The 12,619-nt window shown below is 57.2% G+C and carries 12 protein-coding genes and 1 tRNA gene; 3 read left to right on the top strand and 10 right to left on the bottom strand.

The window, feature by feature from the left end:
- Nucleotides 1–6: 6 nt before the first annotated feature.
- Both NW816_RS00995 and NW816_RS00990 read left to right on the top strand, forming a co-directional pair.
- A complete protein-coding gene (locus NW816_RS00995; RefSeq protein WP_414407922.1) occupies nt 7–678 on the top strand; it encodes a diacylglycerol/polyprenol kinase family protein in 672 nt (223 codons plus the stop codon).
- Between the two features lie 71 nt (nt 679–749).
- The gene (locus NW816_RS00990) at nt 750–2,042 is read left to right on the top strand and encodes a Glu/Leu/Phe/Val family dehydrogenase (protein WP_414407921.1); all 1,293 of its coding nucleotides are present in this window, start codon (nt 750–752) and stop codon (nt 2,040–2,042) included.
- 54 nt (nt 2,043–2,096) lie between these two features.
- Here the strand turns inward: NW816_RS00990 and NW816_RS00985 are convergent, their stop codons facing one another.
- On the bottom strand, nt 2,097–2,456 hold the full coding sequence (locus NW816_RS00985) for a hypothetical protein (RefSeq protein WP_414407920.1): 360 nt from the start codon (nt 2,454–2,456) through the stop codon (nt 2,097–2,099).
- A 324-nt stretch (nt 2,457–2,780) separates the two neighbouring features.
- The gene (locus NW816_RS00980) at nt 2,781–3,038 is read right to left on the bottom strand and encodes a helix-turn-helix domain-containing protein (protein WP_041436246.1); all 258 of its coding nucleotides are present in this window, start codon (nt 3,036–3,038) and stop codon (nt 2,781–2,783) included.
- A 320-nt stretch (nt 3,039–3,358) separates the two neighbouring features.
- Here NW816_RS00980 and NW816_RS00975 point away from each other — a divergent pair, with 320 nt between their 5' ends.
- Complete coding sequence (locus NW816_RS00975) at nt 3,359–4,468, top strand: RpoD/SigA family RNA polymerase sigma factor (protein ID WP_414407919.1); 1,110 nt, start codon at nt 3,359–3,361, stop codon at nt 4,466–4,468.
- Between the two features lie 312 nt (nt 4,469–4,780).
- Here NW816_RS00975 and NW816_RS00970 read toward each other — a convergent pair.
- The 8 genes from NW816_RS00970 to NW816_RS00935 form a co-directional block, all read right to left on the bottom strand.
- Nucleotides 4,781–4,853, bottom strand: a tRNA-Phe gene (locus NW816_RS00970).
- A gap of 59 nt (nt 4,854–4,912) precedes the next feature.
- A complete protein-coding gene (locus NW816_RS00965; protein ID WP_414374219.1) occupies nt 4,913–5,566 on the bottom strand; it encodes a Crp/Fnr family transcriptional regulator in 654 nt (217 codons plus the stop codon).
- A gap of 317 nt (nt 5,567–5,883) precedes the next feature.
- Nucleotides 5,884–7,479: an AAA family ATPase gene (locus NW816_RS00960; protein WP_414407961.1), complete on the bottom strand. Its 1,596-nt coding sequence runs from the start codon at nt 7,477–7,479 to the stop codon at nt 5,884–5,886.
- 75 nt (nt 7,480–7,554) lie between these two features.
- The gene (locus NW816_RS00955) at nt 7,555–8,124 is read right to left on the bottom strand and encodes a hypothetical protein (RefSeq protein ID WP_414406577.1); all 570 of its coding nucleotides are present in this window, start codon (nt 8,122–8,124) and stop codon (nt 7,555–7,557) included.
- A gap of 33 nt (nt 8,125–8,157) precedes the next feature.
- Nucleotides 8,158–9,159 (bottom strand): zinc-dependent alcohol dehydrogenase family protein, encoded by a 1,002-nt coding sequence (locus NW816_RS00950; protein WP_414407918.1) that lies wholly within the window; start codon nt 9,157–9,159, stop codon nt 8,158–8,160.
- Nucleotides 9,160–9,322: 163 nt separating this feature from the next.
- Complete coding sequence (locus tag NW816_RS00945) at nt 9,323–10,237, bottom strand: alpha/beta fold hydrolase (protein WP_414407917.1); 915 nt, start codon at nt 10,235–10,237, stop codon at nt 9,323–9,325.
- 184 nt (nt 10,238–10,421) lie between these two features.
- On the bottom strand, nt 10,422–11,372 hold the full coding sequence (locus NW816_RS00940; protein WP_414374217.1) for a LysR substrate-binding domain-containing protein: 951 nt from the start codon (nt 11,370–11,372) through the stop codon (nt 10,422–10,424).
- 290 nt (nt 11,373–11,662) lie between these two features.
- Nucleotides 11,663–12,310: a thermonuclease family protein gene (locus NW816_RS00935; protein WP_414381517.1), complete on the bottom strand. Its 648-nt coding sequence runs from the start codon at nt 12,308–12,310 to the stop codon at nt 11,663–11,665.
- Between the last annotated feature and the right edge of the window lie 309 nt (nt 12,311–12,619).

The following is a 12,619-nucleotide window of genomic DNA, read 5'->3' as shown; positions in this document are numbered from 1 at the left end:
CGTTTCATGGGCCTGCCTCAGCAGCTTGCTTGCTATGCTCTCTGGCTGGCCTCCGTATTCGCTTTTGCGGAATGGTTGCGCTCCCGCCAGGTGGACGGGGAATGGGTGCGTAAGGTCATCCACATCGGCGTGGGCAATATCATTTTGTTGGCTTGGGCCTTGCAAGTGCCCCGCTGGCTGGGGGTGGGATTCTCTCTGGTGTTCGCCGGCTTGGCGCTGCTCTCCTACCGAGTGGCCATCTTGCCCAGCTTAAATGGGGTCGGTCGCCGCAGCTTTGGCACCTGTTTCTACGCCATCAGCATTGGCCTGTTGCTGTTTTGGTTTTGGCGTCCCCAGCGACAGGTCTTCGCGGTGATCGGCATATTGGTGATGACGTGGGCCGACGCCCTGGCGGGCTTGGTGGGCAAAACTTGGGGCAAACACCCCTACCAACTGGGATCCCTTCAAAAAAGCTGGGAGGGATCCCTGACCATGTGGGCGGTGAGCAGCTTGGTGATCGCGGCTCTGCTGCTGGGGTACTTTGGCTTCTCCCCCCCTTTGCTGGCCATCAGCCTCTTGGTGGGGGGGATAACCATGGGGCTGGAGGTGTTCTCTTGGTGGGGGTTGGATAACCTGACCGTGCCCCTGGCCAGTGCCGGCCTCTGTTTTGTTCTGCTGCAGATCCTCAACTATTTGTAACGCTTGCTACGGAACGTTCCTCTCCGGTTCCCGGCGGTATAGTGTGGAAACAGCCCTTGCTTCTCTTCGCCATGGCTGCAAGTCCCATGCTCGCCTCTTCTGCTCCTCCCTCTCCCGCCCATATCTGTCCCCTTGCCCAGGCCTGCAGCTACCTAGATTGGGCAGCTCGCGAGCTGAAGCTGGATCCCGGCTGGGTGGCGATCCTCAGCACCCCCCGCAAAGTGGTGACGGTGGCGATCCCCGTGCGGCTGGACAACGGACACATCCAAGTGCTGGCGGGCCATCGGGTGCAGCATTGCAACGTTCTCGGCCCCTACAAAGGGGGGATCCGCTACCACCCAGCGGTCACCCTTGAAGAGGTCTCGGCCTTGGCGATGCTCATGACCTGGAAATGCGCCCTTATGGGCATTCCCTACGGTGGGGCCAAAGGGGGGATCCCTATCGATCCGAGGCGTTATTCGGTCTCGGAGCTGGAGCGCATTACCCGCCGTTATACCAGCGAGCTGATCAAGGATATCGGCCCTGCAGAGGACATTCCCGCTCCAGACATGGGAACTTCTGCCCGTGAGATGGCCTGGATGATGGATACCTATTCTATGAATGTCGGGCATGCGGTGCCGGGAGTAGTGACGGGCAAACCTCTCTCGATTGGGGGATCTCGGGGGCGAGAACTGGCCACCGGACGGGGGGTGATGATCACCGTACGGGAAGCCTTGGCCCGACGCGGTGGATCCCTGGCAGGGGCAACGGTGTTAATCCAAGGTTTTGGCAATGTGGGTGGAGCAGCGGCCAGCTTGCTGCATGAGGCGGGAGCTAAGATTGTGGCGGTTTCCGGCAGTTCTGGGGGCCTTTACAATCCTAATGGACTGGATATCCCCGCCCTCAAAGCTTACATGAAGGAACGGGGAGGCCGCATGGCGGGCTTTCCACAGGCTGAGCCCATCAGCAACGCCGACCTACTGGTGCAAAAAGCGGACGTGTTGATCCCTGCCGCTCTGGAAAATCAAATTACCGAAGCCAATGCCCACCAAATTCAAGCCCGGATTGTGGCAGAAGCTGCCAACGGGCCAACCACCCTTGCCGCCGACCGGATTTTGGAATCGCGAGGGATCCAGGTATTGCCGGATATTCTGACCAATGCCGGTGGGGTAGTGGTGAGCTATCTGGAGTGGGTGCAGGGACTCTCTTACATCTTCTGGGATGAGGAGCGGGTCAATCAAGAGATGGAAGGTCTGATGGTACGTGCCTTTGAACGGGTGGTGCAAGAGGCTGAACGGCGGCAAGTGTCGCTGCGACTGGCTGCCTACACCCTGGGGGTAGGCCGAGTGGCGCAAGCCCTACAGGATCGCGGCCTTTACCCGTAGACCGGGAACTCTTGGCTCAACAAGCCTACTTGCCAAGGTTCGATTGCCCTTTTCTCAAGCCCGACGGCGTTCTTGCTCTTCCTGCTGCTGCCATTGCTTGAGCAGCTCTTTTGCCGCCTGTGGGGTAAAGTAGTCCAGCTCCATCAGCTTACGGTAGGTCAGAATTTGCCGCATCTCCAGGGGCATGTCTGCTTTTTGGTAGAAGTAGCGAATGCGATTGATGTTTTGCTCCATTTCGGTAAACTCTTGCTCCCGCTTCCTCTGCTTCTCCTGCTTGAGCACCTCATGGGGGGCAGAAAGGCGGTTGTAGTTAGGGATCCGTTGCGTGCCTGTGGTTTTGCTCGCAGCAGGCACACGGTGGCCTCCGGTTTGTCGGTTGTTGGCCTTGTTGGAATTGAAGAAGAAAGAGAGCATCGGCAAACCTCACACAAACAGATAAACGGCGGGAGCTTAACGCCAAGTCAACAATATCAAGTTTAGGTGAAGAAGCCTGTGATCCAGATCCTTCTTGGAAAAACCCGTACTTCCGGCGCGGCGCTGTATCTCTCTGCTTTTCCCACCCCCGCGGATGGTCAAGGAAAAGCTGGGGTTTGGCCTCAAGCCAATCTATTCATGAGTCCAGCCTACCGTGTTTACACGGAAAATGACTGAGATCACGTCCGAGAGTACAAGGTATTTAAGTATCTTCACGTCCTTTTGTTCGGGATCCCTGTATCGGATGTACTTTCCCGCAGGCCGCTACAGGTGGGATTCATCTCCGCTCAGCAGCCAAGTGACCGATACCCCCAACGCCTTGGCAAAGGCCACCAGTTCTTTGTCAATGACGCGCCGTTTTCCCTTTTCCACCTGGCCAATTTTGACGTAGTCCAACTGCACACCGTACTTGGCCAAGCGACCCGCCAGTTGATCTTGGGTGAGTTGCAGCTTCTCCCGTACCCAGCGCACCCGTTCCCCAATCAAGTTGGCCGATGGATGGTGCCGGTCGTTAGACTCCATAGGAGCAGAAAGCCGTAAATATTCTTTTCCAGACTGAGGAAGTTGAGGGATCCTCACATGGTAGCCTGAGCTGGCAAGGTTCCCTTTTCCTGGGATCCCACCCGGCAGCCGTTGAGCTGACTGGCTCAGGAACAATCTTATCTCAAGGTCTAGATCGAAAATCGCTTACCGCTTTTTGCCGGGCAACCCCTTGCCTACAAGGACTTGACGGATGGGATCCCTGCTGTTCCCGCATCTAAACGGAAAAATCTCCGGACAAAAAAGAGGGTCATGATCGATTTTCGCTCGCAGCAGCAGCAGAAACCTTTTTAGACTGGGAGATGAAGTTCTCTCCTCACCTGGCCGTGGTTTTTTCTCGTCCTCATCCTGAACACTCTGCCTCTTCGCCTCAGGAGTTTGACGATCTCTGGTTCGACCCTGAGTCTGCCCCCCAAGATGCTCTTGCAGAAGTTGATCCAGAGCCGGTTGCCGGCGGATCCCGGTTGAACGAGGACGCTGTCGATCACTACCTGAATACCATCGGTCGCGTGCCCCGCATCGATCACGCTGAGGAAATCGAGCTGTCGCGCAAAATTCAGCAAAAGCTCCTCATCGATCAAGCCCGGCAGGAATGGCGGCAACAGCGGGGGGAGGATCCCAGTGACGAGGCTTTGGCCGAGGCCCTGCAGATTTCCGTATCCACCCTACGCTCCCGCATCCGACAAGGGGAGCAAGCTCAACGCAAGCTGATCAACGCCAACCTGCGCCTGGTGGTCAGCGTTGCCAAGAAATACCTCAATCGGGGGGTGCCGTTTTTGGATCTGATCCAAGAGGGCAATATCGGGTTGATCCGGGCCACCGAAAAATTCAATGCGGAGCGGGGGTTTCGCTTCAGCACCTATGCTCATTGGTGGATTCGCCAAGGCATTACCCGTTGCATTGCCAATCAAGCACGGACGATTCGCCTGCCGGTACACATGGTCGACAAAGTGCGCCTGCTCAAGCGCACCAACCGCGAGCTGATGAAGCTGCAGGGGAGGCGGCCCACCGAAGCGGAGCTGGCAGAAGCCTTGGGCATTAAAGTCAAGAAACTGCGCATGATCCAACAGGCTGCTGCTTTGCCCCTGTCGCTGGATGTGCCGGTCGGCCAGGAAGGAGAAAGCCGCCTTGGAGATTTGCTGCAAGATGAGCGGCAAGAGCAGCCCTTTCAAGGGATCCTCGTGCAATCGATGCAGCAGGATGTGCGTTCTGCCATGCAAACCCTCAAGCCGATTGAGAGGCAAGTGCTGGAGTTGCGCTATGGGTTAGATGGGCAACAGGCAAGAACCCTGCGGGAGGTGGGGGATCACTTCAACCTGACGCGGGAGCGGATTCGTCAGATCGAGCGAGATGCCCTGCGCAAATTGCGGGTGGGCTATTCTTCGCGGGCTTTGGCCCAGTACATCCGCTAGTGGCTACAGACCCACAGACCGATTTCCTGGCCAGCTTCTGCCCAGGGACAACCTTTTTTTCAATCTTCTTGGGTTGAACACCATAGCTCCTTGAAATGGCGATCAAGGGATCCCTTATCCCCACGGCCAGATCTGGTCAAGACGACTTTAGCGGGCAACTTCTCTGGCTGTTAACTCGGACGATCTGCTTTCTCCAGTGTTAAGGCACGATACTGCCAGCGCCTTGGCCTTTGTGCATTTCTGCCCTTGATCACCGGCATAGTAAAAAGGCTCAGGTCGTTGACCCAAGCCCGCCCCATCATCCACAGCAGATGCCAGGAACCAGACTTGAACTGGTGACACGAGGATTTTCAGTCCTCTGCTCTACCAACTGAGCTATCCCGGCTCTGGGCTTACTATCTTACGATGCCGAGAGGGCTTTCGACAACTGGTGGCACCCCCAATTTAGCCAATCAGTTTCTCCAAAGCCTCCATCTGGGGGATGCAGAGAACATCTCGAGTGCGATCCCGGCGGATCAGCTCCTCTTGCTCCAGCTTAGACAGAACGCGAGTGACCGTTTCCCGAGCCAGGCCACTGAGGCTGCTCAGCTCCCGATGGGGCAAGTTGGGGATCTCTACACCACTCCGGCTAACCCGGCCACGAGATTCGGCCAAGAACAGCAGGATATCGGCAACACGGGCCGTACTGCTGGCCTCGCGCAACTGCAGACGACGGTTGATCTGCCGCAAGCGGCGCGACATGAGCTGAGCAAGGCGGATGCTGGCCTGAGGATCAGAAGCCAAAAAAGCCAGGAAGTGTTGGGCCGACAGACAACCGACTTTGGTGGCGGTTAGAGCTACAACGTCGGTAGAGCGAGGTGCTTCATCCAAAGCAGCCATCTCCCCGAAGATTTCCCCTGGACCAAGAATGGTGAGGGTGATCTCCCGGCCTTCGAGATCATGGGTGCGAATCTTGACCCACCCTTCCAGGATGAAATAAACGGCGTTACCCCAGTCATTTTGTAACAAGATGGCCTGATTGACTGGGTGGGAGCGCAACGACATTTGCCCGGCCAGAGGCTCTAGCCTCTCAGGAGGAAAGCCCTCAAACAGGAGCATCAGGCGTAGGTCATCTGGAGTTACATCGCTCACCGTGGGATCCTCCTGCACGTGGTCAGTTCTGGTCGAGTGGGATGGGAAAAGGGTGGGCCTGCACAGACACGTCAACATGCCCCTCAGCCTACCGTCTCTCTCAGGTCTATGGCCCGCCGAGGCGAACTGCGTACCAATAGGACAGAGCTTTAGACCCAATTTTGACCTCTACTTTGGAAAGGGATCCCTGCCCAAAAAAGCTGCTGCCATTCTCTAACCCAGAAACGGCAAAATCCATCTTGCTGATGTTAATTCTCTCGACTTTGTGCAGTTTGAGTCGAGATCTAGACCTGCTGAAGTTGAGATTGCCAATCTTGGCTGGTATCCAAAACCTTTAAAAAAGGCCGTTCCGACTCGGAAAAATCCTGCCAGTGGGCCTGCTGTTGGGAGAGCATCTCGGCGGTGGCATCGGCAATGTCGGCAGAGGGCTGCTGATCCCCATCGATGCAGCCGGCTGGGGCCAAGAGGGGCTGAGGAGCTGAGCTACGGCGTTGTAGGCGCTCCCGCAAAACAGGTTCAGGGGCGTAGCAGTGGAGAATGTGCAGCGGGATCCCTTGGCGTTGGGCCTGCTCAATGGCCATCCCCCGCAGCGCCTGCCGGTCGAACTTGGCATCCAGAATCACGGTGTAGCCTTCCTGGGCCAGCTCCACTCCCAACTGCACCAAGCGGCGGTAGGTTTTATCGGTCATCTCCGGGGTGTAAACCTCCGGCCCCCCCCGTTGCCGCAGAGGGATCCCGGCCAAATGCTTGCGCACCGCATCGGAGCGAATGTGAATGGCCCCCCGCTGACGGGCCAAGTGACGGGCCACCGTGCTTTTGCCGGATCCCGACAATCCTGACATCAGGAACAATTGCCCCTGCTTGGGGAGGGTGTATTCCCAGGCAAGACGGTAATAGCGGGCGGCGGTACTGAAGGCCGTGGCCTTAGCTTCCTCTGTTGCCGTGGGATCCTCCAGCAAAAAAGAGGCGACCTTGGCTCGCACGTAGGCTTGGCGGTTGAGATAAATAGGCAAGATCTTCAGCCCTTCCCAATCTCCGGTTTCTTCCAGGTAAGTGTTCAAATAGACGTTTCCCAGATCGGGGCGATGGCGGGCATCCAGATCCATCACCCCATAGGATACGTCGTACATGACATCCACAAAGCGGAAGGCTTCGTTGAACTCGATGCAATCAAAAAGCAGGATCTTCCCTTCCCAAAAACAGATGTTGCCCAGGTGTAAATCTCCGTGGCATTCGCGAATGCGGTTTTGTTCTATTCTTTGTTGAAAGAGCTCCTGCTGCTCGGCAAAAAAGCGATCGGTGTAGGCTTGGGTTTCTCGATATTGCTGAGCCGTTTGCGGGCCGCCGATGTAGCGCTGGGTTTGGGCGTAATTCTCGTCGAAGGCTTCTCGCACCCGTTCTGGCCGGCCAAAGCTGCGGATGTAATCGTTGGTCTCGGTTTGGGCGTGAAACCTCGCCACCACCCGCCCCAGCTCCTCCATCAAGGCCGGCGTCAGCTCTCCCCGCTCAAACAGGTTGCTGAACAGTTGCTCTTGGGGAAATTGCCGCATTTGCAGGGCGTATTCTACAGGCTCGCCGCTGCCGTTGAGCTGAAATCGGCCATCGGTCTGGACAATGGGCAAAACTTGCAGATAGAGGCCGGGAGCGCCGCGCTGGTTCATGCGCAACTCTTCTTGGCAAAAGTGGCGTCGCTTCTCCAGAGTGGTGAAGTTCAAAAAGCCAAAGTCCAAAGGCTTTTTCACTTTATAGGCATAGTCCCCTGTCAGCAGAATATAGGAAATGTGGGTTTGAACAAGCTGCACGGGATCCCGTACCGGATGAGGGTAGAAGGCGGGATCCAGCATCGCTTGGATCAAGGGGGGCAGGTGGGTATCGACCATGAAAAACGATAGAGATGGAAAAAGGGCTTGGACGGGGATCCCTATCTTCCGCCGACAGAGCAGATTGTCCTCCACCTATTCCTTAAAGGGCAAGGCGGCTTCTTGGGGGGAAAGACGGATGAGGCTGATCCCCTGCTGAATTAGCGTATCTTGAGCAGCGCTGGAAAGGGCGTAGGGCCAGACCAGATATTTGGTGTTGATGTAGTCTTGTCCGCGCTTGGCCAGGTTCACCTGTTCCGAGAGCATGCGCACGTCTGGCCCGCGGCTGATAGTGGCTTCGGCCCGGCGAATGCGCTGCATCAGTTGGCTGAACAGCTCTTGGGGCTGCTGCACAAACACCACAATGGCCAAGTCACAGGGGTTGTAATAGTTGCCGATGCCGCAGAGGAGCAGGGCTTCACTGGAGAGAACAAGGGTTTCTTGGTCTCCCAAGGCCACCACCGGATACAGAAAGGTGCGCACATCCTCCAGTTGCCAGTGGTTAAAAGAGTGGCTATCTACCTCCCCCCGCACCCAAGAGGAGATGGCAGGAAAAACTGCTTCGCTCAACAGTCGATAGGCCGTCTGGGGTCGCCCTAGCCAGCAGAGGGCATTTTCGTAGAAGCTCTCGTTCTCCAGCAGGTGGGGGGTGAGAGGAGCAACCATGGGCAGATCCTCAACGGGCTTTCTCCAGCATGCCTACTCGGGGATGGTTAAGGCAATTTTGCCCAGAACGGATCCCTGCTCCAGCAACCGGTGGGCGGCAGCCGCTTCGGCCAGAGGAAAGGTGTGGGTGAGCTGGATCCGCAGTTGGCCTTGGTCGATGAGGCGGGCACATTGCCTGAGGATTTCCGCCTGATTTTGCTGGGCGTTGATGAGGTTTTTCAGCATCGGGGTGAGCATCAGCTCAAATCCCACCCGCAGGTTGCGGTCGCGGGCCACCCGCCAGTCCGTCTCCGGAGCCGGAGCCAGCAGGGTGACGATATCTCCGTACACGCGCACTGCAGGAAAGGTCTGCTCCAACACCGCGCCGCCCAAGGTATCCAGGGCAAGATCCACCCCCTCCCCCCCTGTCCAGTCCAAAACGGCGCGCACAAAGTCTGTCTGCCGGTAGAAGATGGGCAAGCTGGCGCCTAGGGAATGGACAAACTCTGCCTTTTCCGGGGTGCTCACGGTGGTGGCCACTTTGGATCCCCGCAGACGGGCCAGTTGGATGGCCACATGGCCAACTCCACCCGCTCCCCCGTGGATGAGCACACTTTGGCCGGCCTGGAGACGTCCCCGGTCGTACAGCGCTTCCCAGGCGGTGATCAGCACCAGCGGGGCAGCGGCAGCTTCTGCAAAGCTCAGAGTTCTGGGCTTGGGGGCCACAAAACGCTCGTCCACCACGATCAGCTCAGCGTAATTCCCCGCCTGCTTGCCCAGACCCCCGTGGCAGAAGTACACCTCGTCTCCCACCGCAAAGTGCCTAACTCCGGATCCCACAGCTTCCACAATGCCGGCACCGTCACACCCCAAAATGGCCGGCATCTCTTCTGGATAAAAGGTGCCCCGTCGCCGCAGCTTGGTGTCGATGGGGTTGACGCCGGCTGCTCTCAAGCGGATGCGCAGCTCCCGCTCACCGCGAATCTGAGGTTCAGGTACTTCTCGAAGCTGCAGAACCTCTGGCCCGCCGGGCACACTCATGACTACGGCTTTCATGCGCTCAAGTTGATCAGTTCCAGTTGGATTGAACCGCTCAAAGGATGCAAGGTAGAGTTTGTTCCAGTGGTGAGGAGATTGGCGGTGTTGCTTTGCAACACTGCGGAGTCTTGCAGACGCTCTCCGTCCATTCTAGAGTCAGGCGTTACGCTACACCCCCAGCTCAAAGCCCCCATTGGGCGGAAAGGGCTGTGTCGAGAAATTCCCGAATTAGGGGCAGCACTTGTTCCCCATGCAAGGCAGGGATGGCGTGGCTGGCGCCGGGCAAGATCTTGAGCTGAGCCCCAGGGATCCCTTCTGCGTAGGTTTGGCAGTGCCAGAGGGGAATGGTGTCGTCCTGTTCGGCGGCGATCACCAGTGTGGGGGCCTGAATGTGTTGGAGATAACGTTCAACCGTATCGACGGCAGCTTGCGGGCGCAGACGTTGTCGAAGAAATTGCCGAGCGACTGGCTGTTGGCGCAGGGATCCGCGCAACCACAAGAGCTGGGCCAGTTGGTCTTCCCAATGCCACCAGCGGGCCAAGGGGGTGATCGCCCGCAGCAACCAATCTACCCAAGCGCTTTCCCAAAGCAAGGGCCGCAGATGGTTGTAGCGTCTCACAAAGCCGTCGTCGCGGATCCCGGCAGGAGCCAACAAGACCAATCCCCTCAGCGGATACCGTACTGCATAGGCCGCTGCCACCCATCCCCCAAAGGAATGGCCCACCAAAACCGGAGCAGGTAGGCCCAGCGTTTGGACAAATCCGCGCACAAACTCCACTTCTGCAGCGATGTCGTAGCGCAAAGCCGGTTGGCCAGACTGCCCGAACCCCAGCAAATCTAAGGCAATGCAGCGATACTCGTCTCCCAGCTCTTGCATCAGCGGCCACCAGTTGGCGTGAGTGGCCATAAAGCCATGCAGAAACAGCAGTGGGATCCCCTTTCCCCACTCTCGATAGGCAGCCCAACAGGACTCTGCCCCTGCGATGCTCAGCCCTTTCAATTCCACCCTGTGCAGCGGGATCCCTTGAACGCGGGCTTGTAACTCTGCCAAGCGCTGCGCCAAAGGCAGCCGTTCCAACAGCGTTTGCGTGGTCATCGGCTTATGGTTAGTAGACTCAGACAGATTCAGCAGATGCAGCTTTTTCCAAGGCAGCATTGGCTACAGCAAATGCACCCACACAGATGTATCTTTCGTATTTCTTTGAACAGGGATCCCACTTAACCCACGGAAATCTACCGGAGATCCCATCAAGTCGGAAAAGGCCGTAACGCATTGCAGCTCAACCAATCAACTGCAAATGGGGCGGGGGGGTTTTCAGCCAGTCTTGGCGGGTCAGCAGCCCCTGGAGAAAACGGGTGGCCGCCTGCGATTGATAGCGCTCTGGGTTAAAAGCCAGCCAGAGGGTACGCCGTATCTGCAGCCCTTCCACCACCAGCTTTTGGAACCGTCCCTGTTCCACATCGGATCCCACTGCCACCATGGACAGAAAGGCCACCCCCAACCCCGCCTGGACGGCATTTTTGATCGCCTCAATCGAGCTGAGCTCCAGCCGCACATTCAATTGGGCAGGGTTGATGCCGTGGCGATTCAGTACCCGATCGATGGTTTGCCGGGTGGACGACTGGGGATCCAAGGTGATGAAGGGCAAAGCCAGCAGATCCACAAGCGCAGGAGAGTCGATGGCACAGCCGGGGGCACCGACCAACACATATTCATCTTCCGCCAGAGCCATCACCTTCAAGTGCCGCTGCAGCTCAAAGGGGATCTCCCCGCCAACAATGGCCACGTCCAATTGGCCGTCCACCAACTTCTGGGCAATTCGCCGCGTGGATTGCACCAAGAGCTGCACGGAAATTTGTGGGTAGCGGCGGTGATATTGCGCGATCAAAGAAGGCATTACATAGGTGCCCACCGTTTGGCTGGCCCCCAAAACCAGATGCCCCCGCTCCATTTCTTGCAAATCCGCCAGCGCCTCGATGGTTTCACGGCACAGCTTGAGGATGCGCTCGCTGTACTGCAGCAGCACTTTCCCGGCATCCGTCAACTCCACCTTGCGCCCACTGCGGTCGAACAGCACCACTCCCAACTGTCGCTCCAAGTTCTGCACTTGCAAGCTGACGGCAGGCTGGGAGACAAACAGGCTATCGGCAGCACGGCGAAAGCTACCCTGCTGGGCAATTGCCCGCACAATGAGGAGCTGATCTAAGGTAAATGGCAACTCATCCGCCATAGGGAACTCCAAACCCCACAGTGGGATCCCTGAGGAGCTGGGCAGACTACGCTTGGAAACCCACACGAGATCATCATAAACAAGGGAGAAATCCCAAGAGAACGGTTCAACCCTTTCCCGGCAGCTCGGCTCTGAGGGGTGACCAACCAAGATGTGGAGAGGAAAGCTCAGAATCTTCAGGCTGTTTCACTGCCCTTCGGAGCAGCTATGCCCACAATACCTACCTCTCACCAACCGGCGGAAGATAGCTGTTGAGAATAATTATCAACGCTCTGCGTTTGGCTTGGTCTCTAGCGAGGGCCGTAGGTTGTCCAGTAGCCGCGTCCTTGTCTTTTGGCTGCATCGGCAGCTTCGGTGAGAATGGGGCCGTACTTCAAGCCATCGGTTTGAGGCGACAACAGGCCGTGCCCCAAAAACAGCATTTCCTGGTTGATGAGGGTGTTGGCTTGCCAAACGTAGGCAGGCAAGGTGGGAGCAGGGGCTAGGGCAGGATCCAACTCCAAAAACACCTCACGTCCCAGCAAAGCAGTCTGCAAATATTGGCCGGCATTGTAAACTGCCAAAGGGGTTTGTCCGCGCAACTCTGTCCAGTTGGGGTTGATCGGGTCAGGCAAGGGATCGATCCCAATCAGTTGCACCAGCCGCAAATTCAAGTCTCCTTCAAGCTGGACAACCAGGGTGTTGTAGTTGACCACCCGAACCACGGCTGCACGTTTGAGGTCGCGCAGATCTGGACGCGCCACCAATGTTAAAGCCCAACCGGGCAATGTCGAGAATATCAAAGGCAAGGCCAGAAAGCTGCCCAGCTTGATCAGGCTCCGTCCATTGGATACAAGCGAGGATCTGGAGCCGGGGGAAGTCGCAGCAGAACGCAGGGATTTTTGCAGCATGGACTTTAGCCGTTGCATGGCGGACTTGACGATAGGGATGGTTCGCATGGTTGACCTTTGGATCTCACACTGCCCTCACACCGCTGCCCACTGGGCCTCAATGCGGGATCCGGCTCACCTGCCGTCACTCTACAAAAAACTGGAGTAGATGGGTCAGGTAGTTGGTCATTTCGATTCAAACTAGGACACTCTACCCACACCTAAAACGTTGGTCGCGTCGTCGCGTCTTCGCGTCAGCGTTGCGGAGCAATAATGCAGGGATCCCTAGGGCTCTTTTCAGTAGCCCAGGCATCTCACCCTAATCTGAAATAACGGCAAACTGGCCTATTGCCTCGGTTCCTAGCTCCCTTCTTCCCC

This window comes from Synechococcus sp. W55.1 (assembly GCF_047461655.1).
Taxonomy (GTDB): Bacteria; Cyanobacteriota; Cyanobacteriia; order Thermostichales; family Thermostichaceae; genus Thermostichus.
Note: the sequence above shows the minus strand (reverse complement) of the source record. Positions and strands in the feature narration are given on the sequence as shown.